Origin of the sequence: Arthrobacter sp. NPDC058192, assembly GCF_042883665.1 — a bacterium.
Taxonomy (GTDB): Bacteria; Actinomycetota; Actinomycetes; order Actinomycetales; family Micrococcaceae; genus Arthrobacter.
Window position 1 is genome coordinate 62,284 of record NZ_JBHVVJ010000001.1, and the last position, 24,511, is coordinate 86,794.

Here is a 24,511-nt window from a genome sequence, read left to right on the forward strand (position 1 = left end):
AGCTGCCGGTGGCTTCTGTGTCCTGTGGCGCGGGTTCCGCGGCTTGAGCCGGGGAGGAAACCCTCTCCTACTTCACGCAGTTGGGGGACTTCCGGAAGCGTCATCGGCTCCAGTCATGACTGCATCCGCGGGCTTCAGCTTCAGCTCGAGCGTTTCGGCCAAGATGTCCAGGGGCTGGGTGATGTCGCCGAGAACGTGGGCCTCGTCCGCCGCCAAGTCCTCCAGCGCGGCAAACTGGGATTCCAGCAGTGCGCGCGGCATGAATTCGTGGGAACGGGCGTCCATCCGTGCGCCGATTGTTGCCTCAGTGCCGGCGAGGTGGACGAAGACAATATCCGGTGCATGACTGCGCAGGAGGTCCCGGTACCGGCGCTTCAGCGCGGAGCAGGCAACAATCGGAGGTACTCCCGCGCCGCCGTCGGCCTTCGCTGCAAGCAACTCACCCAGCCGGGCAAGCCACGGCTCCCGGTCCCTGTCCGTCAGCGGAACCCCGGCGGCCATCTTTTGCTTGTTGGCTGCCGGGTGGAAATCATCCCCGTCAAAGAACGGCATGCCCAGCCGCTGCCCCAGGAGGGCGCCGACGGTGGACTTTCCGCAGCCGGACACACCCATCACTACCAAGGGAGGCAGATGCCCGCTCATTGGGTCTGCCCGGCATCGCCGAAGGAGAGGAGAACCTTGCCGGAGCTGGTGGAGTCCTTGGCCACCTCGAACGCGTGGAGGGCGTCGGCCAGCGGGAATTCGTGCGTGATGACGGGCTCGATGTGCAGGGAGCCGTCGGCGAGGGCGGTGATGACGTCGTCGATCTCGTCGTTGAAGCGGAACGAGCCCAGCAGCTGCAGTTCGCGGGTGATGGCCAGTGAGATGGGAACCGGCTGCATGCCGGTGGGCAACAGGCCCACCATCACCACTGTTCCGCCGCGTACCGCGCCTTTGATGGCAGAGGCCAACCCGTGGTGGTTGCCGGAGGATTCGATCACGACGTCGGCCTCGACGGCGGCGATGGCTTCGGTGTCTGCGGCATCGATCACCTCATCCGCGCCGACGGCTGTGGCGATTTCCAGCGGCTTGGGGTGCAAGTCGACGGCGGTGATGCGGGCGGCGCCTGCGCGCTTGAGGACGGCAACGGTCAGGGCTCCGATGGGGCCCGAGCCGATGACCAGCGCAGTTTTCCCGCGGACGTCCCCACCCCTGGACACGGCATGCCACGCGACTGAGGCCGGTTCGATCAGCGCCGCGGTGCGCAGGTCAATGCTGTCCGGCAACGGGCGGAGCATCCGGACAGGCAGCGTGACATACCGGCTGAAGGCCCCATCGTTGTGCGGGTAGCGGGCGGCGCTGCCAAGGTAGGTGCAGCCGGGTGACAGGTTGGGGCGGTCCTCCGGGTAGCGCGCGGCGCCGGGACCGGGAGTTGCCGGATGGACGGCGACGGCGGTTCCGGCCTGCGGCCCTTCTCCGCTTGCCGCCGGGCGCACCACCACGCCGGAAATTTCGTGGCCCAGGACCAGTGGCGCCTTGAGGATGGACTCCCCCGCCGCGCCGTGCAGCCAGTAGTGCAGGTCAGAGCCGCAGATGCCGCCGTAGAGGACCTCGACCACCGCTTCGTCGGGTGCCGGCTGGGGCAGCGGGACCTCGTCGATGCGCAGGTCGCCGGCGGCATGGGCCACCAGGGCCGGGCCGGTTGCCGGGAGTTTTTCTGTGATTGAAGCCATCAGACCACCACCGTCATTCCGCCATCGATGAAGATGGTCTGTCCGTTCACGAAGTTCGATCCGTCAGAGGCCAGCCACACCACGGGTCCGGCCAGGTCCTCCACGGTGCCCCAGCGATGCGCCGGCGTACGGCCGAGGATCCAGGAGTTGAACTCCTCGTCATCGACCAGGTTCTGGGTCATTTCGGTGTGAATGTAGCCGGGCGCAACGGCGTTGATCTGCAGCCCGGAAGCTGCCCATTCGGCGGTCATGGCGCGGGTGAGGTTCCGCAGTCCGCCCTTCGCCGCGATGTACGGGGCGATGGTGGGACGCGCCAGGTCGGCCTGGACAGAACAGATGTTGATGATCTTTCCGCGCCCGCGGCCGATCATGTGCCGGGCGGCCTCGCGGCCCACCAGGAAGGCGCTGGTTAGGTCCGTGGAGAGGACTCGTTCCCAGTCAGCCACGTCCAGATCGAGCATGGAGACGCGGTGCTGGATGCCGGCGTTGTTCACCAGGATCTCCAGCGGGCCCACGTTGTCCTCGATCCAGCGGATGTTGCGGGCGGCAGCGTCGTCGTCGGTGACGTCAAACGCGATGCTGTGGATCCGGCCCGGCGGGAAATCCGCCGCCATGGCCGCCTCGGCGTCCTTGAGCCGCTGCGGGTTCACACCGTTGAGCACTACTGTTGCTCCGGCGTTGGCCAGCGCCTTGGCAAGGGCCGAACCTATGCCCCTGCTCGAACCCGTGACCAGGGCTACGCGCCCGGTGAGATCAAAAAGCCCTGTCATGTCGTGGTTACTCCCTCTTTCTTGTCGTTTCGCGCCGCTGCCTGCATCAGATCCCGGCGGCCCTTAGAACGGGCCCTGCTGGACGAGGTTGGCCGGGGTTTGGCCGGCGGCCAGCGCCTCGAGCTGCTGTTTCAGGAGTTTGAGGATGCGTGGCTCGAAGGCGGAGGCGTTGCCGCCCACGTGCGGGGTGATGAGGGCGTTCTCCGCAGCCCACAGGGGGTGGCCGGCGGGCAGCGGCTCGGGATCGACGACGTCGATGGCGCACTGGAGGCGGCCGGACACCACTTCGCGGGTCAATGCCTCGGTGCTGATCACGGCGCCGCGGCCCACGTTCACCACCAGGGCTCCGTCGGGCAGGGCGGCCAGGACGTCGCGGCCCACCAAGTGGTGGGTGCTGTCGTTCAGGGGCAGGACAGAGACCAGGATGTCGTGGTTCGCGGCAAGGGCCACCAGTTCCTCGGGGCCGTGGACCTGTCCGTCCGCGTCCGTGCGGGCAGTGCTTCCCACCCGGGTGATGGTGACCTCGAAGGGTTCCAGGCGGCGGGCCAGTTCCTTGCCGATCCCGCCGATGCCCAGCAGCAGGACCTTGCGGTCTGCCAGGGACTGGCGGCGCTGCGGCTTCCAGCTTTCGGTCTGCTGGTCCTTGACGGCCTCGTCAATGCCACGCAGCCTGGCAAGGATGAGTCCCACGGCCAGCTCAGCGGTGGCAGCTGCATGGACGCCCGAGGCGTTTGCCACAGCGGCGCCCGGGCCGGCGGCCTCGCAGACGCCGTCGTACCCTGTTGACTGCGTCTGCACGAACTTAAGGTCCGGGACCTTGCTCAGGGAACCCATTACTGCCCCGGCGTCGAGGTACGGGAGGATGACACCGTCGATGCCGCCAAGCTCCTCCCCCGGCTCGTCCTTCATGTCCCACACCACGCCCCGTAGTCCTTCGGGGAGTGGCGTGAGGTCAGCGAGGAGCTGGGGTTCAGGAAAACTGACGGTTCGTACTAACTGCATCTGGAGGGCCTATCGGTTGGGCGGTCGGAAAGTAGTTCGTCGGGTTTGGGCGTCACGGGGGCGGCTTTAGTCCGAGTCCCCGCGGCGGTCGAAGGTGAGGCCGCCGGGGACCTGGAACGTGGGCATGAGTTCCAGCATGCCCACGTTGACGTGCCGGGGGGTTTCGATCGCGTAGTCCAGGGCGTTGACGATGTCGTCGGTGGTCAGCGACTCGTAGCCCTCGTAGTACGTTTGCCAGGCTTCTTCCATGGCTTCCGGGCTGCCGCCCATATTCCGGCCGAAGATCTCTGTTTCCACGCGGCCGGGGCAGATTTCGGTGACGCGGATCCGCTTGCCCACGGTGTCGTTTCGCAGCTGCCGGGAAATCTGGTGCACCGCTGCCTTGGTGGCGTGGTAGACCGTGTGGCCGTAAAAGTTGTAGGTGCCCGCGATGGAGCTGATGTTGACGACATGGCCGAGGTCCCGTTCCACCATTCCGGGCAGGACCAGCCGGGTGAGCTGCAGCAGCCCGCGGAGGTTAACGTCTACCAGTTCGTCGATGTCCTGCTCGGAGGAATCCAGGATGTTACCGGGCCGGGACACCCCCGCGCAGTTCACCAGGACGTCCACTTTCAGGTCATTGACGACGGCGGTCAGGGCGGCGGTGTCCGTCAGGTCCACCACGTGCGGGACTACTCCCGTACGGTCGGCAAGCTCAGTGAGGCGTTCTTCGTTGCGGGCCACGGCGTGGACGGTGAGGCCGCGCTTGGCCAGCCGTTCGGCGATAGCGGCCCCCATGCCGGTGGAGGCTCCGGTGACAAGGGCGGTGGTGTAGTCGGAAAAAGGCATTGGTACTCCAAAAAGACGGAACGGGCGGGCTCTTACGTCCGGCAATGGGTTGGACGTAGTAGCCCCGGGTTGGCAGGGGTTAGGGATCGCGTAGCGGTTCGTGAGCGCGGTCCGTGGCGGCGGGAAAAGCATTCACGAGGTTCAGGCTCCTGACGCTGGGCTGAGTTCGTGCCAGCGGTGACCGGCGCCGATGCCGAGGAGTCCGAAGATTGTATTGATGGTGTTCCGGAGCCTGTCCAATTCCAGGCAGGCGGTGCGGTGCATGGCTGTTGCCTCAGCCACAGTGGTCTTTCTGAAGGTGATGGCGTGTCCGGGCCTGGCTTGCGCCAGGACGTCCAGTGAGCGGCTCGTGACTACTGCCAGGACCGGGTAGCCCGCCGTCACGCCCCGTCCCCGGTGCAGCACCAGCAGCTCCTCCCGGGACGGGACCTCGATGGCCCCGACCGGGACGCCGCGGGAGAGCACTTCGGACGTGAGCTGACGCTCGGGCAGGGCACCACCGAGCCGCAGCCCGATGTGGTTGCTGCGGGGACTAACGGTGTACTGCGTGGTGAACAGCAGGTCTGCCGTGTCCCCGAATTCCGCCACGTCCGGCCCGTCGGTGACATCGATGACCGGGTTGGTCGTGAAGACGGGTTTGGTAAGGCCGAGCCGGAACAGCGGCAGGCCGAAGTATGGCTGGGTGATGGGCGCCGTGGTCTTTCGCGTTTCGAGGCGAAAGCCCTCCACGAGCTTCAACCCGAAGCCCACAACAGTGTCCGGGGCGCAGCTGCCCAGCAGGCTGGGGACAGTGAAGGATCCGTGGACGGCGATGTAGGCGCGCAGTCCGGTCCGGATTCCCCGTACGGCCACGACTTCGCCGGCTCGGACAGATACCGGTTCCCACTGAGGGCAGTCATGCCCACCCACGGTGAGGTTCAGGGGCGCTCCGGTGACGGCGATCAGCAGGTCGGTGGTGGCGCGCATCCGGAAGTCCAGCGCAGTGAGCTCCAGTAGCGGGTCGTTGTCTTCGTTGCCGGCGAGGATGTTCGCCGCCTTGGCGGAATACTGGTCCAGTGCGCCGTTGACGGGGAGTCCGTAGGCGGGGCCCTTCGTCCGGCCGAGATCGGTGACCACTGAGTGGCCGGGCTGGAGGATGATCAGTGAACCGGTCATGGCCGGGCCTTCAGGAACTGCCCGGCGAAGTTTCCGAAGTCCTCCGCGGGAATCCGGTGGAAGCGCAGTTCGTCCCCGGGGACGTAAGGCACCAGGGGTTCGCGTGCTGCGTCCAGGACCGTTAGGGGAGTCTGCCCGATGACGCACCAGCCCCCGGGTGCCACGGCGGGCGCGATCACGGCCTGGCGTCCGGCCACGGATACGGCACCCGCGGGAACGGACAGCCGCGGATCCTTGAGCCGCGGCACGGGGACCGGGAAGTCCGGCCCGTCCATCATGGGAGATCCTGCCGGCGCGCCCAGGCAGCGGATGACATAGGTCTTGGCCGTATGCCGGGCGATGACGTCCTCAACGTCCAGGCCCTGGTGTTCCGCAACGCGTTCCAGGTCGGGTCCGTATTCACCGCCGTAAACCACGGGCACCTCGAAACGGCGCGGTTCCCGCATGGCTGTGCCAGTGAAGTCCAGCTGACGCATGCCGAGGAGGACGAACGCCCGGACCTGGCGCGCGGACGTGACATAGGGGTCGAATTCGACAAGGACGGAATCATAGGTGGGAACGGCGCCGAAAATGCCGTCGACGCCGGCGGCGGCCAGCCAACCGGCCAACGAGTGGACGGTGGACCAGCTCGTGTCCGCGTCATCCGACCGTGCCACCACGCGCAGGGCGGCGTCGCCCGACTCGTAGATGTCCAGCGTTGTCCGGCAGGTCGTCGTTGTGGTGGCCATTGTCAGGAAACCCTCTGCTTGGCCGCGAGGACCTGCGCGAGCGGGGCGATGGTGACGCCCGCGGCAATCAGTTCGCTGCGGATCAGGCGGGCCAGTTCGACGGCGCCCGGGTTGTCGCCGTGCAGCAGCACCGTGTCTGCCTGGATGGCGATGTCCCTGCCGGAGGCAGTCTCGATGAGTCCTTCACAGACCATCCGCACAGTGCGTTCGACGATGACGGAGGGGTCGTGGATTACAGCGCCGGGCTGGCTGCGCGGCACCAGTGTGCCGTCATCCTGGTAGGCGCGGTCCGCGATGCCAACGATCGCCACCCGCAGGCCGCGCTCCGCCGCCGCGGTGGCGAGTTCACCGTCCTGCGCCAGGATGATCAGCTTCGGGTCCACCCGGACGGCGGCATCCGCTACGGCTCGGGCATAGTCCGCCCGGGTGGCCACCAGGTTGCCTAGGCGGCCGTGCGGTGCCAGGTGGGAGACGGAACCGCCGTGGTAGGCGGCAAACGCTGAGAGGGCTCCCAGCTGGTAGATGACGTCGGTACGGACTTCGTCAGCTGTGAGGTCCATGGCCCGGCGGCCGAAGCCGCGGAGATCCGGGAAGCTCGGATGGGCGCCGATGCCGACTCCCGTCCTGACACATTCAGCCACCGTGGCGTCCATGATGTCAGGGTCCCCTGCGTGGAAGCCGCAGGCGATGTTGGCGCTGGACAAAATCTCCAGCAGGGCTTTGTCGTCGCCAATCGAGTAGGCGCCAAAACCTTCACCAAGATCCGCTACGAGATCGACTGTGGGCATTACGGGCCTTCCTCTGCTGGTACTGCCGGTGTAAATCAGTGTGGCATCGGGATATGAGCCACACAAAGACGAGTTCGGTATCACGCTATAGGGAACAGTTATGACCTTCGCCGGCGCTATTGGCACCGGCCCAAAGAATCTACGCGACCTTGTTTCGTGACTATAAAAACGGTGCTGCAAATAAGCCCTTTACCTGCTTATGCAAAAAACATATGCCGCCATCAAAATCGGCGATGGCTTAGGCGGGGATAGAATGTTCTGGTCATTGGAAAGTCATCTGCAATTAACCTATGCCCGAGACTCGGATCACACAAAGACGTAATGCCTGTCCCGCCATAGCGCCAACGTATGACCCCGCATGCTGTGCCGTCCCCGCTGAAAGAGGAGCGCTATGGACACCAGGAAGCTGGCGTACTTCGTCAAGATCGTCGACTCAGGAAGCATCACCAAGGCCGCCGCCGCCCTCCACGTGGCCCAGCCCGCGCTGAGCCAGCAGGTGGCCGCCCTCGAAACGGAACTGAAACAGCGGCTCCTGATCCGCAGCAAGCAGGGCGTGGAGCCCACAGCGGCCGGCCATACCCTTTACCGGCACGCGCAGACCATCCTCCGGCTCGTGGAGCAGGCCAGAATCGATGTAGCCGCCTCAGGCGCTGCACCGTCAGGGCGGGTGTCCATAGCCATCGCCCCCTACAGCATGGCCTCGAGCCTGACGCCGCGCATCATCGCCGAGGTGGGCCGCCGCTACCCCGACATTGTGCTGCACCTGACCGAGATTTACGGCGGCGTGCTCAGTGAGGCCATCAAGAACGGCCGGCTGGACATGGCGCTCATCTATGAACCGGGGTCCATCCGGGGGGTGCAGTTCACCACCCTGATCATCGAGGACCTGTACCTGATTGCGAACTCCCGTCGGGAACTTCCGGTAGCGGCGGACGCGGACACCATCAACCTGGAAGAGGTGGCTGCCGTGGGGCTCTTCCTGCCGGAACAGATCCACACCCTTCGGCAGGTGGTTCAGGCGGGCATCGAAAGCAGGGGCCTGAAGCTGAAGCTGGTGGGCGAGGTGGAATCGGTACCCTCCCTCACCCGGCTGCTGCGCACGGACCTCGGGGCCACCATCCTGCCCAAGTCAGCCGCGGACGCCCTGTTCCACGAGGAGGACTTCCGGGTCCTGAGGATCGTCGAGCCTGCACTGCAGTGCAGGATTGCATTGTGCACGCCCGACCATGAGCCCTTGTCGGAGGCCGCGTCCGCCGTCCTGCTGGTACTCAAGGAAATGCTGCAGGAAATGCTCCGGAGTAAATATTCCCCGCTCCCCACCACACCGTTCGAGGCATCATAAGCAGGCCTTATCAGATCACGTCGCTTTAGTCTTATTCAGGGAATTGCGTAAGTTCTAGGATAAAAGCCATAAAGGTTTCGCCAAAGGTGATACCGCGGCAACAAATTCCCTGGAGCCCAGCCATGAAGAAGATCACCAGCCCGCAGTACCGGAAGGCAGCTGACAGAAGAATCCAGCTGAAAGCCAGCACTGGTTCCCACTGCCCCACCAACGGTTTTTGGCGTCCCGAGGACGGACCCGCCACCGAGCCCATCTTCGTGTTCGAGGGAAGCATGATGCCCTCGGGCAGGCGCGGCTCCACCATGTGGTACCTGGACGACGCACAGGTGGGACCGCCGGCCCACCTGCTGCCCGGCGTGAACTGATCGGCACATCGACTTTAAAGCGGCAAGAGGCAAGGCCCGGAGTTCCGAAAGGAACCCCGGGCCTCTTGGCTTAACCGTGTCGAATGCTGAGAACTTGCCGTTAGAAGGAAGAGTCAAAACGACAAGTACCCAGCAATCCATGGAATGCGTGACTACAGGGCTGGCTCCAGTTCGGCGTCCTCCACCAGCAGGCCTTTGGCCTTCAGCACCTCCGTCAGTTTGCACAACTCGATGGTGGTGCCGCCTTCCTTGTAGCGGCGGATGAGGTCGTCCTCAGCGTCCACGCGTGCCTGCGACAGCTTAATGACTTCCTCGATCTCATCCTTGCGGACCACGACCACACCGTCGGCATCACCCAGCAGGACATCGCCCGGGTAGACAATCTCGTCGCCGAACACCAGGGGATGGTTGATGGGGCCAATGGTTTCCTTGACGGTCCCCTTGATGCAGACACTGCCGGAGAACACCGGCAATCCAAGTTCAATCAGGTCCTTGGTGTCGCGGACACCGGAATCCGTGACCATACCGGCCAGGCCTTTTGCCTTCATGGCGTTGCCCAGCACGTCGCCGAACGTCCCGGCTTCCTCGTACTCACCGGCGGCCACCAGGACCACGTCGCCCCTCTGGGCGTAATGGATGGCCACCTGGAGCATGAGGTTGTCCCGCGGGGCACAGACGACGGTCACGGCGGGCCCGCAGAAGGACATGCTGCGGTCGATGGGCTTGATCTTCGAACTCAGGGCCCCTTTGCGGCCCTGTGCTTCATGCACTGTGGCGGAGGAGAACTTGGAAAGCCGCTGAACGGCATCTTCGGAAGGCCGGTCGAATTTCGTTTTGACGTGGATCATGGGGTGCTCCTGTTGGTGAAAAGCGTGGGCAATCGGATGGTTGGGTCAGGACAGGGCCTTGGCGGCCTTTTCGATGGCAGCAATGGATTCCTCGATCACCGGCAGCCCGGTGGCGTAGGAAATCCGGAAGTAGGGGCTCAGTCCGTACGCCGAACCCTGGATGACGGCAACAGACGCCGCTTCCAGCAAGTACAGCGTGAAGTCCTCGTCGTTGGTGATCTGCCTGCCATCGGGCGTCGTTTTGCCGATGAGCCCGGAGCAGTTGACGTATGCGTAAAAGGCGCCTTCCGGCGTCGTGCACTGCAGGCCGTTGACGGCGTTCAGCCCAGTGATTGCCGCATCGCGCCGATCGCGGTACACGTCCACGCTGTCGCGGACGAATGTCTGGTCTCCGCTGAGTGCCGCGGCGGCAGCGGCCTGGCTGATGGAGGACGGGCAGGAGGACATCTGGGACTGCAGCTTGTTGATGGCAGCCACCAGGGGCCGTGGCCCACCGGCATAGCCCAAGCGCCATCCGGTCATGGCGTAGGCCTTGGAAACGCCGTTGGTGACCAGCACACGGTCCTTGAGCTCAGGGGCAACGGCCACCAGGCTGGTGATGGGCTCTTCGCCGAAGTGGATCTCGTCGTAGATCTCATCGGTGAGGACGTAGACGGCAGGGTGGTCCTTGAGGACGGCGGCCAGGCTGGCCAGTTCTTCCCGGGAGTACACCGCTCCTGTGGGGTTGGAGGGCGTGTTGAGGATGACCCACTTGGTGCGTTCCGTCAGTGCCCCTGCCAGAGCCTCAGGGGTGAGTTTGAAGCCGGTGTCCTCGCCGCAGGAAACGATGACAGGGGTTCCTTCGTTGGCGAGCACCATGTCCGGGTAGGAGACCCAGTACGGGGCGGGGATGACAACCTCGTCGCCTTGGTCCAGGGTGGCCATGAATGCGGTGAAGATGACCTGCTTCCCGCCGCCTCCGACGGTGATTTCGGCAGGCGTGTACTGCTGGCCGGTTTTGCGCTGCAGTGTCTGCAGGATGGCCTTTTGCAGTTCGGGCGTTCCGGTAACCGATGTGTACTTGGTTTCACCACGGCCGATGGCTGCGATGGCAGCGTCCTTGATGTGCTGAGGCGTATCGAAATCCGGCTCGCCGACAGTCAGGTCCAGGATCCGGCGGCCCTCGGCCTTGAGCTCCCGGACACGGGCCGCCGCGGCAACGCTGGGCGAGGATTTGATACGGGTTACGCGTGATGCGGGCACGAATTCAGGCATGTTCTCTTCCAGGGTTCCGGTACGGATGAGGTTGGTTCATTCGAGCCTAGGGAAGGAGCCGTCCTCTTGGATAAGACCTAAAGTGCGTGGACAGATAAGCAGCCCTTATGACGGAGCAGCCAGAACTTTCATGTATTGCTCCACGCACTTTCGGTATTGCCTTCCGGGCTTGCCCGCGGCGTAACCTGCAGGGTGGATAACGGACCCTAATAAGGCACAGCGCCGGCCCGGCGACGTTCCTTTCAGGCCGGCGGGCGAACCGCGGGAAAGGTGCCCTTACCGGCGGGAAGCCGGGCTGACATGGAAGCACCAACGGAGACAAGGAGCAGAGATGCCGGGCAGAGAGAGTCAGGAACGGATACTTCCGCGTACAGCCGGCACCGGGACGGTTGGGGACGGCGTGACGGCCTACCGGTACCGGGGCGTCCCGAAGCCGGACCCCGCCAGGGCCCGCGCCCAACAAGCCCTGGCCATGCTGGTCCAGCTGCGGACGACCATCGCGCTCCGGTCCAGCAGGGTGCGTGCCCTCACCACCGAGCTGGGTGACTGCGTCGCCCAGGCCCTGTGTGATGGCGTGAAGGTGGCTGCCGTCGCACAGGCCGCCGGCCTGCCTGCCGCCAGTATCCGGTCTGCCGCGGTGGCACGCGGCGAGCTGTACCCGTCGGGCCAAACCCGAAGCGGGCATCTTGACCTCATTGCAGGGTTGGCCGTGGAGTTGGCGGCAGCCGAGGGCACCCGGAGTGCCGCGGAAGAAGAACGCACGCAGGTACTGGCCCAGGCCAGGAAATCCCGGCTCCTTGACGACTACCAACTTGCCGGGGCAAGCGGCATGAAGTCCGACGAGATCCGAAAAGTGACCAAGGGCGTGAACTTGGGTGTGGCCAAGCCAGAATGATCCGTCCCGGCTGGTCCGCTGCCAGCCGTCTTCCGCCCTAGGATAGAGGACTCGCGGAACGGATCATCCTCGTCGGCGCCGACGAACAAATTCCCGCCGCCCAGCGGATCCGCCCTCGTGAGCCCCAGCACCGAAGTGCTCGCCCGCCATTCGCAGCCGGGTGCAGAAGACCAAGCCCAGGGCTGGAGGACAGCTCTAAGGCGTCCCCGTTCCACGCGGGGCTTCCCGTTGTCCAGATCTCCCGTTCTTCGACTCTGTGCCATAACGAATCGCTATGTAGGTACATAAAAGGCGACTTTGTGTGACCCACACCGCAAACGTTAACTTGATGTTTGGGGCCGGTCCGCAAAGCCGTAAACACGACTTGCGAGAGAGCTCACAGCAGGATCAACCGGATATTCCACTCGAGATCTCTTTCCGAGAGCCCAGGTGCAGCGGCAACCGGTGTTCACCCATCACCAATGGAGACGAAATGACAGAAACCACACTTCCCAGGAAGACCCCGGTCAGGGCCGCAGTCGCGGCCTGGATCGGCACGACGTTGGAGTACTACGACTTCGCGGTGTATGGCACCTCGTCTGCGTTGGTTCTGAACGTGCTCTTCTTCTCGCCCGAGTTGCCTCAGGGCATCAGCGTGCTGCTCGCCATGATCACTTTCGCGGTCGGTTACGCGGTACGCCCCCTCGGCTCCCTCATCCTGGGGCCGATGGGTGACCGCCGTGGCCGCAAGTTCGTCATGATGATCACACTGTTCGGCATCGGCGGCTGTACCTTCCTGATCGGGTGCCTGCCGACGTACGCCCAGATCGGTCCTCTTGCTCCGATCCTGCTCGTGCTGATCCGCGTCATCCAGGGACTGTGCCTTTCCGGCGAGCAGCCCAGTGCCATCACCATGAGCCTGGAGCATGCTTCCGAGGGTCGTCGTGGTTTCCTCGCGAGCTTCACCACTTTGGGCTCCTCCTCGGGTACGCTGCTCACCCTGCTGGTCTTCATCCCTATCGCCGCCATGCCCTCGGAGCAGTTGCTGAGCTGGGGTTGGCGGCTTCCGTTCTGGGCGTCCGCCGTCGTAGTCGTCGCTGCGTACCTGATTCGCCGTCACGTCCAGGAGCCGCCTGAGTTCGTAGAGGCCCAGGCCGCTAAGGTGAACGTTGCCCCCCTCAGGCATCTCCTGCGCTTCCACTGGCGCGCGGTGCTGCGGATCGTATTCTGTGCGCTCATCGCCGGCACGAGCTACATGATGCAAACCTTCTCGGTGGCATTCGGGACCGCCGGATACAAGCTGGATAAGCCGACCATGCTCCTGACGACCACAGTCTCGGCAGTGATCGCCCTCGGAATCACGCCCCTGGCAGGATTCCTTGTGGACAAGATCGGCCGCAAAACGATGTTCCTCATCGCAACGGGCGGTGCAGGCATCACAATGGTGCCCTACCTGTGGTCAATCACGACCGGCAACTGGTCGCTGATCTTCCTGTTCGGCATCATCAACTACTCCCTCTTCTACTCAATGGTCAACGCGTCCTGGCCCTCGTTCTTCGCAGAGATGTTCCCCGGCCGGCTGCGCGTCTCCGGACTCGCCCTTGGCACCCAGATCGGCTTCGCCATCTCGGGCGTCATCGGCCCCGTTCTCTCGACAGCACTCGCTGGCCCCGATCTGAAAGATTGGGTGGGGCCGTCCATGGTCGCCCTCGGGTTCATGGTCCTGGCAGGAATCTCAGCCCTCACCGCCAAGGAGACCAAGAAGTACACGCTCAAGGAACTCGACGAGGTGCAGCAGGGCGAGCGGGAGAAGGCCGTCCTCACGGCCGCGACCGTTTCCACGGGCACAGCTACCCACGGCCTCGCTGGTTAGCCTGGAATGCAGAAGTGCCGGGTTGTCGCCCCTGAGCTGATCGCGCACTAGCTGTAAGGTTCAAGACGTTGGTTACATCGTGAACAAGTGAAGACCTCTTGGTTTCGTGGTTACCGCATACACGACCAAGAGGTCTTCATGTCTCGCGTAATGCCCGCCTAGCCGATGGAGAACTCTACGTCACCTCAGTCTGCAGCCGAGAATCCCTGGCGCATTCTTTCTCCAGCCCCATTGTCTTCCATGGCCGGGCTGGACCCCTGCGCATCGTGGCGCGCACGAACGTTGTACACCGCTCTCCCAGAGCCAAGTCCCCTGGAGCCGCCCCTTGGCCGTCGCTGACCGTACCCGCCCCCTTCGGCAACCGATCACCGTCCTCACCGCCCTGCGTTCCCCGCGGCAGCTCAGCCGCGAGGTCCTGGCGGGGATGGTCACCACCCTGGCGCTCGTCCCGGAAGTTATTTCGTTTTCGATCGTGGCCGGCGTCGATCCCATGGTGAGCCTTGTGGCCTCCATCGTGCTGGCCGTGGCCATGTCCATCCTGGGCGGCCGCCCCGGTGTGGTGACCGCGGCTGCCGGTTCCGTCGCCTTGGTAATCGCCCCGCTGGTCCACGAGCACGGCGTCGAGTACGTCCTGCCCACGGTGCTCATTGCCGGCGTGATCCAGGTTGTCTTTGGCCTGGCCGGGCTGGCGAGGCTGATGCGGTTCATCCCGCGGTCGGTGATGATCGGGTTCGTCAACGCCTTGGGTGTGCTGATCTTCATGGCGCAGGTGCCCCACGTCCTCAATGTGCCCTGGCTCGCCTACGCCCTGTTCGCCCTGACGTTCGCCATCATCTTCATCCTGCCCCGGTTCACCAAGGTGGTCCCGTCGCCCCTGGTGGCCATCGTCGTCGTGACCGCGATTGTCATCATCGCCGGCCTGACCGTTCCGGACGTCGCGGATGAGGGCCCGCTCACGGGCAAGCTGCCCGGGATCACGCCGTTCCTCTTCCCAGTAAGCGCTGAGACTTTCCAGCTGGTCCTGCCCACCGCACTCAGCGTGGCCTTCGTGGGCCTGATGGAAACCCTCCTCACGGCCAAGCTTGTGGACGACATCACGGACACCCCTTCCCACAAGGGGCGCGAGTCCTGGGCACTGGGCGTCTCGAACATCCTTGCCGGTTTTTACGGCGGCATCGCCGGCTGCGCCATGATCGGTCAAACCGTCCTCAACGTGAAGACCGGCCAGGCCCGCACCCGCATTTCGACGCTCGTGGCCGGGCTGTTCCTGCTGGCACTGGTGACGGGGCTCAGTTCGATCATGGGCCAGATTCCCATGGTGGCCCTTGCCGCGGTGATGATGGTGGTCGCCGTGACCACCGTCGACTGGCACAGCGTGAAACCGTCCACCCTGAAGCGGATGCCGGTACCGGAGACGCTGGTCATGGCCGTCACCGTCGCCGTCGTGGTCCTCACTGGGAACCTGGCCCAAGGTGTGCTGGTGGGCGTCATCCTCGCGATGGTGCTGTTCGCCCGCCGGGTGGCCCACGTCATCACCGTGGAGCGCACCCTGGCGGACGACGGCGATAGCGTTCGCTACGGGGTGGTGGGGCCGCTGTTCTTCGGAAGCAGCAATGACCTGGTGGAGCAGTTCGCGTACGCCGACGATCCCGCCTCGGTGACCATCGACCTCAGCCGCGCCCAGATCTGGGACGCCTCAACTGTCGCAGCGCTCGATTCCATCGAGACGAAGTACGCGGACCACGGCGCAACAGTGGCAATTGAAGGCCTCGATGAGCGCAGCACCGGCTTCCACCGCCGCCTCACCGGACACCTGGGCGCCTGACTTCGAGCGCACGCAAAGAAGCGGGACAATAATGCTGTGGCGACTAGGCTTTCGGACATCACGAAAGAGTCACCCCGCAATGATTTAGCAGGTTTTGTCCGCCACAGGCCGGGACGCTCGCCCATAGCGGCTCGATTCCGCGTCGGCGCGCTGGCCTCCCCTGGTCCTCACCGAATTCGCGAGATCTGCTTTCGCGGCCTACGGCCGTACGTCACTCTCTAAAGAGCAAAGGCACCTCTTCAGGTGCCACAGTTAGCCTCTAGATTCCGCAAACCGACGGCTGGTACATTACCCGCCTCAGAGCGACCGGAAACCTGGGAGGGAACCGTGGAAATAGCCGATCCGCACACTTTTCATGCCGCATGGGCCGAGCGCTTCAACGCCCGGGACGCTGACGGAATGATGGAACTCTTTGAGCCTGACGGGGTCTTGATCCCACAGCCAGGCACACTCACCACGGGTGAAGACAGCCTGAACGCCCTGAAGGGATTCCTTCAGGCAGGGCTGCCCATCAGCGTCACCACTCGCCATGTCTACGTCGCGGGCGACCTCGCCTTGGTCATCGCCGAATGGGCCATCAAGGGAACCGCGGCCGACGGCAGCGACGTGGACCTCCAAGGCAGAACTGCCGACGTCCTGCGCAAGGGAAGCCGGGGATGGAAGTTGGCCATCGACAATCCCTTTGGCACGACTTGAATCGCGCTGCTCCAAACCCCAACATGTCGAAAAGCTGCGGCCAATGCCCGCTAACCCGGGCGGGTTCTGCGGGCACCGTGCGTCAATCTTGGTTGTCTGCATCTGCCACGGTTCCCTGCTCCAGCGCAGCAGATATGGCCGCCGGGGCGGGAAGTGCTTCACGTCGCGTCACCCGCCGGTTCCGGCCCTGGTAGAGGCGGCGGTAGCTGGAGGGCGTGGTGTTGAGCTCCCGCATGAAATGGAGCCGGAAATTCGCGGAGGTTCCCAAGCCCGTCCTATCCGCGACTGCCTGCACGGTCAGATCGGTCGTTTCCAGCAGCCGGCACGCCTCGGCAAGGCGCTGGCTGGTCAGCCAGCGCAGCGGCGTCGTTCCCGCCTCAGCCAGGAATTTGCGCGCGAAGCTGCTCGGCGCCCAGCCGGCGTGACCGGCCATATCGACGACGGTTAGCGGCTCTGCCAGATGCTGCCTGGCCCAGGCGCACGTTTCGGCGAAGTGGGTCAGCGGCGCGGCTACGGGGCGTTCCATGAACTGTGCCTGCCCGCCCTCACGGTGGGGGGCCACGACCATCCGCCGGGCAATGCGGTTCGCTGCCTCGGTGCCGTAATCCCTGCGGACCAGGTGCAGGCACAGGTCGATCCCGGCCGCGACACCGGCGCTGGTGCTGACGCCGCCCTCGTCGATGTACAGCACCCCGGCGTCGACGTCGACAGCCGGGTGCATGGTTTGCAGGCGCTGGGCGTTCCGCCAGTGCGTTGTGGCGCGCTTGCCGTCAAGGAGGCCGGCGGCGGCCAGAGCGAATGCGCCGGTGCAGACCGACACCACCCGGGCTCCGTTTTCGGCCGCCTCACGGAGCGCGTCGCAGACGCTGGCCGGAGGGTCGGTGAGCGGGCTGAACCCGGGCACAACTATGGTGTCGGCCGAAAGAAGGGCCTCAAGCCCGGCCGCGGCGTGGATGGCGTACCCGGACGTCGTGGGGACCAGCCCGGGCTCGGGCGCACAGACCTGGAAGGAATACAGCTGCCGTTCGTCCTCGTGGCCGAATACGTGCGCGGGAATGGCAAGGTCGAAGGCGACGACATCCGGCAGAGCCAGGGCAACGACACGATGCATGAGGCCACTGTACTCACGCCGCACCTGTTGGGATCACTGCTTGCAGAATCCTTTTCATAGTGGCTATTTTTGCCACTCCCCGGCGCCGCTGCGTGTTGACAGTCTTAGCCCCATGATCAGCTTTCAACCTTCAGCACCGGTTTCCCCTCCAGCCAGCCGCCGCAGGGCCAAGGCTCTGGCCCGGCGACTGATGCGGGCCGCATTGGCTGTTGCTTTGGCCGGCGCCACACTCGCCGGAGTCCTGGTGGCCGGCGCCGCCGCCGTCGGTCGCGACAACGGCCTGGAGCGTAGGCCGGCCGTTCCCGCGGGGACACGGGACAGCATGTCCGGGCCGGCTGCCGGCGCCGGAACCATCCGGGTCGCGTTCGTGCTGGGCGGCAGCGGGACCGAGGCAGCCGACGTGCTTGCCCCCTACGACGTCTTCGCCAGGTCCCCGCGGTTCACTGTCACAACCGTCGCAGCCGACCGGTTACCCGTTCAGCTTGCAGGTGCCCCCGCTGTGGTCCCGGCGACCACGTTCGGCGACATCGACGCCGGCAGGGCGCCGGCACCGGACCTGCTGGTGGTGCCGGCCGTGGTCGATCCAAGTGGCAACGACGAAGCAGCCACCCGGTCCTGGATTGCCCGCCAATCGGCCCGCGGCATTCGGATCTTGGGGGTCTGCGCCGGGTCCATGCTGCTCGCGGAGGCCGGCGTGCTCGACGGGCACCGCGCCACGTCCCACTGGTCACGGATCAGTTCGCTGCGCGAGAGCAGGGCCGCCGTGCAGTGGGTCACCGGCCAGCGTTTCGTTCAGGACGGCCGCATCACGACGACGGCGGGCGTCACCTCCGGGATCCCCGGCGCTCTGCAGCTGGTGCACGATCTCGCCGGGGAATCCGAAGCTGCACGGGTGGGCGCCGAGATCGGATACCCGGGCTGGTCAACGTCCACGGGCAAGGCGATCTCCGAACAGGCCTTGAACCTCAGCGACGCTCCCGTCGTCCTCAACGCCGCCCTCCCCTGGTTCCGGCCGACGGTGGGGATCGGGCTGACGGACGGCATCAGCGAGCTGGACGCCGTGGCCGCGTTCGAGGTGTACACCGTCTCGGGCGCGGCCCGCACGGTCGCCCTCGCGGCGGGCCCGACTGTAACGACCAAGCACGGCCTGGTCCTGCTCACGACGCCCTTTGCATCCCTTGGGCCGAATCCGGACCGGCTGATCCTTCCGGGGTCCGCCGCCCACGACGCCCGCATCCTGTCCTGGGCCGGGAGCCAGCAGCTTGCCACGACTGTGCTGCCCCAATCGTCGGGCCAGCGAGGCGCCTTCGACGCCGCCCTCGAGGAGCTGGCCGGGCGCGCCGGGAACAGCACAACAATGACGACCGCGAAATTTATCGACTACCCCACCGCCCAGTTGCACCTGAACGGCACTAGCCCCGACACCCGCTCCGCCTGGCTGTTCGTCATGACAGTCGCCCTCGCAGCGGCCGCCGGCGCGCTGCCCACCGTTCTCCGGCGCGCCGGCGTCGTTCGTTCAGCCCGGAAGGCACGCACACCAGAGCCCGCACATACCGCAGGAAAGGATCGGTCATGACCGCCCCCGCACTAGCGCGGATCGGGGCACCGCTCCGCAGCCTTCGCACGCTGGGCGTGGCGGTGGCCATGGTGGCAGCCCTCCTCGTCACCTCCACGGCCGCGAACCTCGCACTGAATCAGGCTGAGCGGTCCGCAACTGCTCCCTATGGGCAGAGCGTGCAAACAAGCCACGGCGCCCTCAACGTATTCAGAACGCCAGGCAACAGCAGGACAGGGCAGTCCATCGTGCTGCTCGGCGGCCTCGGCACGCCGGCGCCGGCACTGGACTTCGCGCCCCTCATCCGTGAGCTCGAAGACTACGACGTCATCGTCGTCGAAGGGTTCGGCTACGGGTACAGCGACCAGCCCCCGGTGGAGCGCACCGTCGAGAACATCACGTCCGAACTGCATCAGGCCCTGGCGAAACTGGACGTTCCCCGGCCGTATGTTCTCGCGGGCCATTCCATCGCAGGTTTCTACACGCTCGCCTATGCCAACCGGTACCGGAACGACGTCGCGGCCGTCGTCGGCATCGACCCCACCGCGCCCGCCGCCCAGACCATCCCCGCAGACCAGACCAGCGTCCCCGCGGACGGCATCAACTGGCAACGTCTCATCGCCGCGAGTGGGCTGCTCCGCTGGGCCAGCATGCTCGTGCCGAGCCTGGTGGAACCGGACGGCACCGCCTACACCCAGCGTGAACGGGACCAGATGCGCCTGATGACCAACTGGAATTTCGGCAACCCTTCCGTTCTCGACGAGACCAATCGCATCGCGGACAACGCCCGCAAGGTGCAAACCCTGCGCTACCCGGACGGTGTGCCCGTGCTCACGTTCCTCGCCTCGGCGAAGGAGACCCCTGCGGACCCGGCACGGCACGAGGCCCTGCTCCGCAACGTCCGCCACCACGAGATCGTGACGCTCCCCGGCGCGCACTACCTGCACTGGACCCAAGCGCCGGTCATGGCCGCCAAGATCAAAGCCTTCCTGGGCACCAGGATGCGCTGAAGTATCTGACGGCCGTCGGTATTGCCGCCTACGTCCTGAGACCCTCGATCAGGCGTCCGGCGAGCGGCCGAGCCAGGCGCAGGCAGCCACCACGATAGCCGCCGTGCCGGTTTGCAGTGTTGGCGTGATGACCGGAGCAAACTTCGGCGAATGGTTGGCGGGGATGTCGGTCAAGATGGTGCCCCCGGCCTCGGCCTTCGCATACAGCTGCGGATCGGTCCCGCCGATTCCCCAATAGGTGTAGGGCACACCCAAGGCGTTCGGAATCTCACTGAAGTCCTCGCTGGCTGACTGACGGCCGATGGTAAAGGCCTGATCGCCGAAGTACTCCCGAAAGGCCGAGGAAACCCTGTCCGTCGCGCCCGCGTTGTTCTCAGTCACCGGGTAGCGATCATAGAGCTCGAATTCGGGATCCTTCGGCGATCCTGATGCCAGGCATTCACCGGTCACGATCCGCTTGATGGCGTTTAAAGCCAGCTCGCGGGTGCCCCTGTTGAAGGTGCGGATGTTCAGCTCAAGCACCGCACGGTCCGAAATGATGTTGCTCTTCGATCCTGAGCTGATCCGTCCGACCGTGAGTACGGCAAACTCCCCCGGCGCGACCTCGCGCGACACAATCTGCTGCAGGCGGATGACGATCATCGACGCGAGCACCACGGGGTCGACCGATAGCTGCGGCATCGAACCGTGGCTGCCGCGCCCGTACACGGTGATCCTCATGCTGTCCGCGCTGGACAGGACCGCCCCATGGCGCGTTCCGACCCTACCGGCCGGAAACGCGAGCACATGCTGTGCCAGGGCCACGTCCGGCTTCGGGATCAGGCCGGCCAGTCCGCCCTCGACCATCCGGCGGGCCCCATCCGCCAGCTCCTCGGCCGGCTGAAAGAGTGCGACGAAAGTTCCGCTCCAGGCCGTTCGTTCGGCTGCCATCAGCCGGGCAGCCCCCAGGAGGCTCGCGACGTGAACGTCGTGTCCGCAGGCGTGAGCGACAGGGGTGGTGTTCCCTGCGTCGTCGGTCGCGGTATCAGTGCTTGCATACGGCAGCCCGGTTTCTTCGGCCATGGGCAGGGCATCCATGTCCGCACGCACCAGCACAGTCGGACCGTCGCCGTTTTCCAGGATGCCGACGACGCCGGTGGTGCCGATCTTCTCTCGGACGTCGAAACCGAACCCGGTCAGAAGCCGGGCCACTGTCGCGGCCGTTTCGACTTCCTGGTTGCCCAGTTCCGGGTGCCGGTGAAGTGCCCGGTAGAGGTCCTCCTGCCAGGCCGCAATACCGTTCTGCCCGGAGAGTACCAAGGCCGCCGGACCCCGGTCCGTGGCGCCGTCACCTGCCCTCATTTCCGTACCTCCCCTGTCTGACGCGGTGATCGAGGCCGCTACCGGCGGCCCCGGCCGGCCCGTCGCCCGCTTTGCCTTCATCGACCGGTATGCCTGGCTCCGTTGAGAGTATCCACCGAAGCGACGTGCCAAACAAGGAGAGCAGGGCGGCGCCGGGCCCGGAAACGGTCGCGCCAGCCGACGATAGCCCCGCCAGCCGACGAGCGCGTGCCGCATCCAAGAGCATCTCCGCGACACCTCAAGTCACATGAACCTGCATTGCAGTTCATGGCGCCGGGTTGCCCGGCCCGCCCCCAGCATGGCGCCATATGTAGCGCCGTTTCGTCCTGTTTAGCCTCCGTTGCCGAGTGCTGGCCAAGACCGCGGGAGCCGTGCTTAGGTGGTTCGACGGTCAAGGCCAGGCCGCAGCAACATGGACCCACCACGAACGCAATCGCAGGACCGCCAACCGCTGTCAGCCACCCCTCGGCCCGGCGCAACCTCCCCTCCTTTCCCCGCCCGGACACTCCCCGGGCCAGCTCCGCTGTGCCCGTTTGTCCCCCTTCACCGTCCCGAAAGGCCGCCATGTTCTTCACGTCTTCCAATCGCACAATTACCGGAGCGAAAGTCACCCGGCGCCGGGCTCTGAGCGCCCTCCTGGCACTGCCCGCCCTCGGCCTGCTGACCGCCTGCGGCGGGGCAGCCACCGCCGGCAGCCCACAAGCCAGCTTGGCCGCACCGGCACCGCTCGCCACCTCGGTCCCCGCGGGGACCACCATCAAAGTGGGCGACCCCAGCATCCGGGTGGCCCTCGAACTGTCCGGCCTGACCAAGGAGCTGGACGGAGTCAACGTGGAGTTCGCCAACATTTCCGGCGGCCCGCAGACCACGGAGGCCTTCCGGGCCAAGGCGCTCGACGTCGGCTCCGTGGCGGACATCCCGCCCATCCACGCCACCTGGACCGGCCTGAACGTGCGGATCATCGCCAGCGCCTACCGGCAGGACGCCGTGGACCACCCGCTGTACGAACTCGGCGTCGCCCCCGGCTCCGGCATCAACTCCCTGGCGGACCTGCGCGGCAAGAAAGTGGCCTACAGCCCCGGCCAGGCCCAGGGCGCCCTCGTCCTGCGCATCCTGGCGAAGGCCGGCCTCAAGCAGGAGGACGTAAAGCTGGTGGAACTGCCCAGCACCGGCGACACCTATGCCACGGCGCTGTCGAGCAAGCAGGTGGACGCCGCGCCGCTGGGCGGCGTCCAGATCAAGCGGTACCTCGCCAAATACAAGAACGACGGCGCGGCCACCCTGCGCCATGGCCTCCGGGACGATCCCAGCCTCCTCTACTCCCCCGCCGAGGCCCTGGCCGACCCCGCCAAGGCCGCCGCCCTGGCGAAGTACGTCGCGGTGTGGGGCAAGGCCCAGCGCTGGATCGAAGACCACCCGAAGGAATGGCTGGAGGGCTACTACATCAAGGACCAGGGCCTGTCCCGCGAGGACGGGCAGTACCTGATCGAGGCCGCCGGCAAGAGGGACCTGCCCACGTCCTGGGCCGAGGGCATCGCCCGCCACCAGCAGACCATCGACCTGCTGTCCCGCGAACAGAAAAAGCCCCAGCTCAAGGCTGCTGACCTCTACGACACGCGCTACGAAGCCATCGCTGGCACCGCCTTCGCCGCGGCCGCCAAGGGAGGGACCGCGTGAGCGCCGCCACCGTACTGGACCGTCCCGCCGTCGCGCCCCACCGGGACCCTGCCGTCGCGGACCGGGAAGACGTCCGGCCCACCGGAAGGAGGCTGGGACCGGGACGACGACGGCGGCTCGCCTGGCTGCTGGGCCCCTCGGCTCTGCTGCTGCTCTGGACAGTTTCCTCGGCCACCGGGCTCCTGGACCCCCGGGTCCTCTCCGAACCCTGGACCGTGGTGACCACCGCCGGTGAACTGATCGCCGACGGCCGGCTCCAGGAAAACCTCGCCATCTCGGCCCAGAGGGCCCTGCTGGGCCTGTTCTTCGGAACCGTCGGCGGCGCCGTGCTGGCTGTCGTCGCCGGACTCAGCCGGGTCGGCGAAGCGCTGATCGACGGACCCGTGCAGATCAAACGCGCCATCCCCGGCCTAGCCCTGATCCCGCTCCTGATCCTGTGGTTCGGCATCGACGAGACCATGAAGGTCCTCACCATCACCCTGGGCGTCTTCGTCGCCGTCTACCTGCAGACCTATGCGGGGCTGCGCGGCATCGACCTGCGCTACGTCGAGCTGGCCCAGACCGTGCGCCTCAGCCGGGCAAGCTTCATCCGCCGGGTGGTTCTCCCCGGCGCCCTTCCCGGATTCTTCCTCGGCCTGCGCTTCGCGGTCACCGGCGCGTGGGTGTCCCTGGTGGTCGTGGAACAGATCAACGCCACCAGCGGGATCGGCTACATGATGGAGCTCGCCCGCACCTACGGCCAAACCAACATCATCGTCCTCGGACTGGCCGTCTACGGTATCCTCGGCCTGCTCTCCGACGGCGCCGTCCGCTTCATCGAACGAAAGGCCCTCTCATGGCAGCGCACACTGGCGGGCTGACCGCCGCCGCCCCCTCCGCCGTCGGACGCCCCTCCGCCACCCGGCCCGCCGGGGCAGCCAGCGCCGGCGCCCGACCCGCTGGGGCGGCCACCCCGGCCGTGTCGGTGCGCGGCCTGATCCGCGGCTTTGGACCCAAAGGCGTGCTGAACGGCGTGGACCTGGACATCGCCCCCGGCGAATTCGTGGCCTTCCTGGGCCCCAGCGGCTGCGGCAAAAGCACCCTGCTGCGCGCCCTCGCCGGCCTGGATCACGACGTGCGCGGCAGCGGCGTCATCAACGTCCCGGACCGCGTCTCGGTGGTGTTCCAGGATTCGCGGCTGCTGCCCTGGGACACGGTGCTGGGCAACGTCACCCTGGGCCTTCGGGTGCACGACGCCGAGGCCCGGGCGCGCAGGGCCCTCGCCGAGGTGGGGCTCGCCGGCCGCGAACAGGCGTGGCCCCACCAGCTGTCCGGCGGCGAGCAGCAGCGCGTGGCGCTGGCCCGGTCGCTGGTCCGTGAACCGCAGCTGCTGCTGGCGGACGAACCGTTCGGCGCCCTCGATGCCCTGACCCGGCTCAAGATGCACGGGCTGCTCCAGGACCTGGTGGCCGCGCACCGCCCGGCGGTCCTGCTGGTCACCCATGACGTGGACGAGGCCATCGCCCTGGCCGACCGGATCGTGGTCCTTGACCACGGGCGGATTGCCACCGTCCGCAACGTGGCACCACAGGTCGGTTCCGCCGCCGACGCCGCCGGCCACGAAGCGCTGCGCCGCGACCTCCTCAAGGCCCTTGGAGTCAACACAGCCGTCAGCACCGGCGACGAACCTGCCGCCGCAGGAGCCGCAACGGCCGTTCACTCAGCCGCAGCCCTCTGACCCAAACCTTCCCGCACACCTGACCTTCAAGGAGCACCAC

23 protein-coding genes are annotated in these 24,511 nt (G+C 66.0%); 11 read left to right on the forward strand and 12 right to left on the reverse strand.

Going from position 1 to position 24,511, the window contains the following annotated elements:
• Nucleotides 1–72: 72 nt before the first annotated feature.
• The 8 genes from ACFVVK_RS00360 to ACFVVK_RS00395 all read right to left on the reverse strand — a co-directional run bounded on the left by ACFVVK_RS00360 (nt 73) and on the right by ACFVVK_RS00395 (nt 6,983).
• Nucleotides 73–642, reverse strand: coding sequence for a gluconokinase (locus tag ACFVVK_RS00360; protein WP_390261831.1), 570 nt, complete (start codon nt 640–642; stop codon nt 73–75).
• Nucleotides 639–1,712, reverse strand: a complete 1,074-nt coding sequence (locus ACFVVK_RS00365; protein ID WP_390261834.1) for an L-idonate 5-dehydrogenase — start codon at nt 1,710–1,712, stop codon at nt 639–641. The genes ACFVVK_RS00360 and ACFVVK_RS00365 overlap by 4 nt, the downstream gene beginning before the upstream one ends.
• Nucleotides 1,712–2,482: an SDR family oxidoreductase gene (locus ACFVVK_RS00370; protein ID WP_390261836.1), complete on the reverse strand. Its 771-nt coding sequence runs from the start codon at nt 2,480–2,482 to the stop codon at nt 1,712–1,714. The genes ACFVVK_RS00365 and ACFVVK_RS00370 overlap by 1 nt, the downstream gene beginning before the upstream one ends.
• A gap of 63 nt (nt 2,483–2,545) precedes the next feature.
• The gene (locus tag ACFVVK_RS00375) at nt 2,546–3,484 is read right to left on the reverse strand and encodes a 2-hydroxyacid dehydrogenase (protein WP_390261839.1); all 939 of its coding nucleotides are present in this window, start codon (nt 3,482–3,484) and stop codon (nt 2,546–2,548) included.
• Between the two features lie 66 nt (nt 3,485–3,550).
• Nucleotides 3,551–4,312, reverse strand: a complete 762-nt coding sequence (locus tag ACFVVK_RS00380; protein WP_390261842.1) for an SDR family oxidoreductase — start codon at nt 4,310–4,312, stop codon at nt 3,551–3,553.
• Between the two features lie 141 nt (nt 4,313–4,453).
• The gene (locus ACFVVK_RS00385; RefSeq protein WP_390261844.1) at nt 4,454–5,467 is read right to left on the reverse strand and encodes a biotin-dependent carboxyltransferase family protein; all 1,014 of its coding nucleotides are present in this window, start codon (nt 5,465–5,467) and stop codon (nt 4,454–4,456) included.
• Nucleotides 5,464–6,195, reverse strand: a complete 732-nt coding sequence (locus ACFVVK_RS00390) for an allophanate hydrolase subunit 1 (protein ID WP_390261846.1) — start codon at nt 6,193–6,195, stop codon at nt 5,464–5,466. The genes ACFVVK_RS00385 and ACFVVK_RS00390 overlap by 4 nt, the downstream gene beginning before the upstream one ends.
• A 2-nt stretch (nt 6,196–6,197) precedes the next feature.
• The gene (locus ACFVVK_RS00395; RefSeq protein WP_390261848.1) at nt 6,198–6,983 is read right to left on the reverse strand and encodes a LamB/YcsF family protein; all 786 of its coding nucleotides are present in this window, start codon (nt 6,981–6,983) and stop codon (nt 6,198–6,200) included.
• Between the two features lie 391 nt (nt 6,984–7,374).
• Between ACFVVK_RS00395 and nac the strand changes: the two genes are divergently transcribed.
• Together nac and ACFVVK_RS00405 are read left to right on the forward strand one after the other, a co-directional pair.
• Nucleotides 7,375–8,325 (forward strand): nitrogen assimilation transcriptional regulator NAC, encoded by a 951-nt coding sequence (gene nac / locus ACFVVK_RS00400; RefSeq protein WP_390261851.1) that lies wholly within the window; start codon nt 7,375–7,377, stop codon nt 8,323–8,325.
• 122 nt (nt 8,326–8,447) lie between these two features.
• Nucleotides 8,448–8,690: a hypothetical protein gene (locus ACFVVK_RS00405; protein WP_390261854.1), complete on the forward strand. Its 243-nt coding sequence runs from the start codon at nt 8,448–8,450 to the stop codon at nt 8,688–8,690.
• 152 nt (nt 8,691–8,842) lie between these two features.
• Here ACFVVK_RS00405 and ACFVVK_RS00410 read toward each other — a convergent pair whose 3' ends face one another.
• A complete protein-coding gene (locus ACFVVK_RS00410; RefSeq protein WP_390261856.1) occupies nt 8,843–9,538 on the reverse strand; it encodes a 4-carboxy-4-hydroxy-2-oxoadipate aldolase/oxaloacetate decarboxylase in 696 nt (231 codons plus the stop codon).
• 45 nt (nt 9,539–9,583) lie between these two features.
• The gene (locus tag ACFVVK_RS00415) at nt 9,584–10,792 is read right to left on the reverse strand and encodes an aspartate transaminase (RefSeq protein WP_390261859.1); all 1,209 of its coding nucleotides are present in this window, start codon (nt 10,790–10,792) and stop codon (nt 9,584–9,586) included.
• 331 nt (nt 10,793–11,123) lie between these two features.
• Between ACFVVK_RS00415 and ACFVVK_RS00420 the strand changes: the two genes are divergently transcribed.
• The 4 genes from ACFVVK_RS00420 to ACFVVK_RS00435 all read left to right on the forward strand — a co-directional run bounded on the left by ACFVVK_RS00420 (nt 11,124) and on the right by ACFVVK_RS00435 (nt 16,060).
• Entirely contained in the window at nt 11,124–11,687 is a 564-nt protein-coding gene (locus ACFVVK_RS00420; protein ID WP_390261862.1) for a hypothetical protein, read from the forward strand.
• A 472-nt stretch (nt 11,688–12,159) separates the two neighbouring features.
• On the forward strand, nt 12,160–13,539 hold the full coding sequence (locus ACFVVK_RS00425) for an MFS transporter (RefSeq protein WP_390261864.1): 1,380 nt from the start codon (nt 12,160–12,162) through the stop codon (nt 13,537–13,539).
• A gap of 325 nt (nt 13,540–13,864) precedes the next feature.
• On the forward strand, nt 13,865–15,364 hold the full coding sequence (locus tag ACFVVK_RS00430; protein ID WP_390261867.1) for a SulP family inorganic anion transporter: 1,500 nt from the start codon (nt 13,865–13,867) through the stop codon (nt 15,362–15,364).
• Between the two features lie 327 nt (nt 15,365–15,691).
• Nucleotides 15,692–16,060 (forward strand): YybH family protein, encoded by a 369-nt coding sequence (locus tag ACFVVK_RS00435; RefSeq protein WP_390261870.1) that lies wholly within the window; start codon nt 15,692–15,694, stop codon nt 16,058–16,060.
• An 82-nt stretch (nt 16,061–16,142) separates the two neighbouring features.
• Here the strand turns inward: ACFVVK_RS00435 and ACFVVK_RS00440 are convergent, their stop codons facing one another.
• Entirely contained in the window at nt 16,143–17,171 is a 1,029-nt protein-coding gene (locus tag ACFVVK_RS00440; RefSeq protein WP_390261873.1) for a GlxA family transcriptional regulator, read from the reverse strand.
• 112 nt (nt 17,172–17,283) lie between these two features.
• On the opposite strand from ACFVVK_RS00440, the gene ACFVVK_RS00445 reads away from it, so the two are divergent.
• Nucleotides 17,284–18,747, forward strand: a complete 1,464-nt coding sequence (locus tag ACFVVK_RS00445; protein WP_390261876.1) for a DJ-1/PfpI family protein — start codon at nt 17,284–17,286, stop codon at nt 18,745–18,747.
• Nucleotides 18,744–19,736, forward strand: a complete 993-nt coding sequence (locus ACFVVK_RS00450; protein ID WP_390261879.1) for an alpha/beta fold hydrolase — start codon at nt 18,744–18,746, stop codon at nt 19,734–19,736. The genes ACFVVK_RS00445 and ACFVVK_RS00450 overlap by 4 nt, the downstream gene beginning before the upstream one ends.
• Before the next feature lie 48 nt (nt 19,737–19,784).
• Here ACFVVK_RS00450 and ACFVVK_RS00455 read toward each other — a convergent pair whose 3' ends face one another.
• The gene (locus ACFVVK_RS00455) at nt 19,785–21,077 is read right to left on the reverse strand and encodes an amidohydrolase (protein WP_390261882.1); all 1,293 of its coding nucleotides are present in this window, start codon (nt 21,075–21,077) and stop codon (nt 19,785–19,787) included.
• Between the two features lie 564 nt (nt 21,078–21,641).
• On the opposite strand from ACFVVK_RS00455, the gene ACFVVK_RS00460 reads away from it, so the two are divergent.
• The 3 genes from ACFVVK_RS00460 to ACFVVK_RS00470 are packed head-to-tail and all read left to right on the forward strand — an operon-like array spanning nt 21,642 to nt 24,471.
• Nucleotides 21,642–22,754, forward strand: a complete 1,113-nt coding sequence (locus ACFVVK_RS00460) for an ABC transporter substrate-binding protein (RefSeq protein ID WP_390261884.1) — start codon at nt 21,642–21,644, stop codon at nt 22,752–22,754.
• A complete protein-coding gene (locus tag ACFVVK_RS00465) occupies nt 22,751–23,614 on the forward strand; it encodes an ABC transporter permease (RefSeq protein ID WP_390261886.1) in 864 nt (287 codons plus the stop codon). Before ACFVVK_RS00460 ends, ACFVVK_RS00465 begins: the two co-directional genes overlap by 4 nt.
• Nucleotides 23,590–24,471, forward strand: coding sequence for an ATP-binding cassette domain-containing protein (locus ACFVVK_RS00470; protein ID WP_390261889.1), 882 nt, complete (start codon nt 23,590–23,592; stop codon nt 24,469–24,471). The genes ACFVVK_RS00465 and ACFVVK_RS00470 overlap by 25 nt, the downstream gene beginning before the upstream one ends.
• Nucleotides 24,472–24,511 lie beyond the last annotated feature (40 nt).

Excerpts from the sequence above, each read along its gene's own strand:
- ACFVVK_RS00360 (WP_390261831.1), bottom strand. The coding sequence starts at position 642 with ATGAGCGGGCATCTGCCTCCCTTGGTAGTGATGGGTGTGTCCGGCTGC.
- ACFVVK_RS00365 (WP_390261834.1), bottom strand. The coding sequence starts at position 1,712 with ATGGCTTCAATCACAGAAAAACTCCCGGCAACCGGCCCGGCCCTGGTG.
- ACFVVK_RS00370 (WP_390261836.1), bottom strand. The coding sequence starts at position 2,482 with ATGACAGGGCTTTTTGATCTCACCGGGCGCGTAGCCCTGGTCACGGGT.
- ACFVVK_RS00375 (WP_390261839.1), bottom strand. The coding sequence starts at position 3,484 with ATGCAGTTAGTACGAACCGTCAGTTTTCCTGAACCCCAGCTCCTCGCT.
- ACFVVK_RS00380 (WP_390261842.1), bottom strand. The coding sequence starts at position 4,312 with ATGCCTTTTTCCGACTACACCACCGCCCTTGTCACCGGAGCCTCCACC.
- ACFVVK_RS00385 (WP_390261844.1), bottom strand. The coding sequence starts at position 5,467 with ATGACCGGTTCACTGATCATCCTCCAGCCCGGCCACTCAGTGGTCACC.
- ACFVVK_RS00390 (WP_390261846.1), bottom strand. The coding sequence starts at position 6,195 with ATGGCCACCACAACGACGACCTGCCGGACAACGCTGGACATCTACGAG.
- ACFVVK_RS00395 (WP_390261848.1), bottom strand. The coding sequence starts at position 6,983 with ATGCCCACAGTCGATCTCGTAGCGGATCTTGGTGAAGGTTTTGGCGCC.
- nac (WP_390261851.1), top strand. The coding sequence starts at position 7,375 with ATGGACACCAGGAAGCTGGCGTACTTCGTCAAGATCGTCGACTCAGGA.
- ACFVVK_RS00405 (WP_390261854.1), top strand. The coding sequence starts at position 8,448 with ATGAAGAAGATCACCAGCCCGCAGTACCGGAAGGCAGCTGACAGAAGA.
- ACFVVK_RS00410 (WP_390261856.1), bottom strand. The coding sequence starts at position 9,538 with ATGATCCACGTCAAAACGAAATTCGACCGGCCTTCCGAAGATGCCGTT.
- ACFVVK_RS00415 (WP_390261859.1), bottom strand. The coding sequence starts at position 10,792 with ATGCCTGAATTCGTGCCCGCATCACGCGTAACCCGTATCAAATCCTCG.
- ACFVVK_RS00420 (WP_390261862.1), top strand. The coding sequence starts at position 11,124 with ATGCCGGGCAGAGAGAGTCAGGAACGGATACTTCCGCGTACAGCCGGC.
- ACFVVK_RS00425 (WP_390261864.1), top strand. The coding sequence starts at position 12,160 with ATGACAGAAACCACACTTCCCAGGAAGACCCCGGTCAGGGCCGCAGTC.
- ACFVVK_RS00440 (WP_390261873.1), bottom strand. The coding sequence starts at position 17,171 with ATGCATCGTGTCGTTGCCCTGGCTCTGCCGGATGTCGTCGCCTTCGAC.
- ACFVVK_RS00445 (WP_390261876.1), top strand. The coding sequence starts at position 17,284 with ATGATCAGCTTTCAACCTTCAGCACCGGTTTCCCCTCCAGCCAGCCGC.
- ACFVVK_RS00450 (WP_390261879.1), top strand. The coding sequence starts at position 18,744 with ATGACCGCCCCCGCACTAGCGCGGATCGGGGCACCGCTCCGCAGCCTT.
- ACFVVK_RS00455 (WP_390261882.1), bottom strand. The coding sequence starts at position 21,077 with ATGAGGGCAGGTGACGGCGCCACGGACCGGGGTCCGGCGGCCTTGGTA.
- ACFVVK_RS00460 (WP_390261884.1), top strand. The coding sequence starts at position 21,642 with ATGTTCTTCACGTCTTCCAATCGCACAATTACCGGAGCGAAAGTCACC.
- ACFVVK_RS00470 (WP_390261889.1), top strand. The coding sequence starts at position 23,590 with ATGGCAGCGCACACTGGCGGGCTGACCGCCGCCGCCCCCTCCGCCGTC.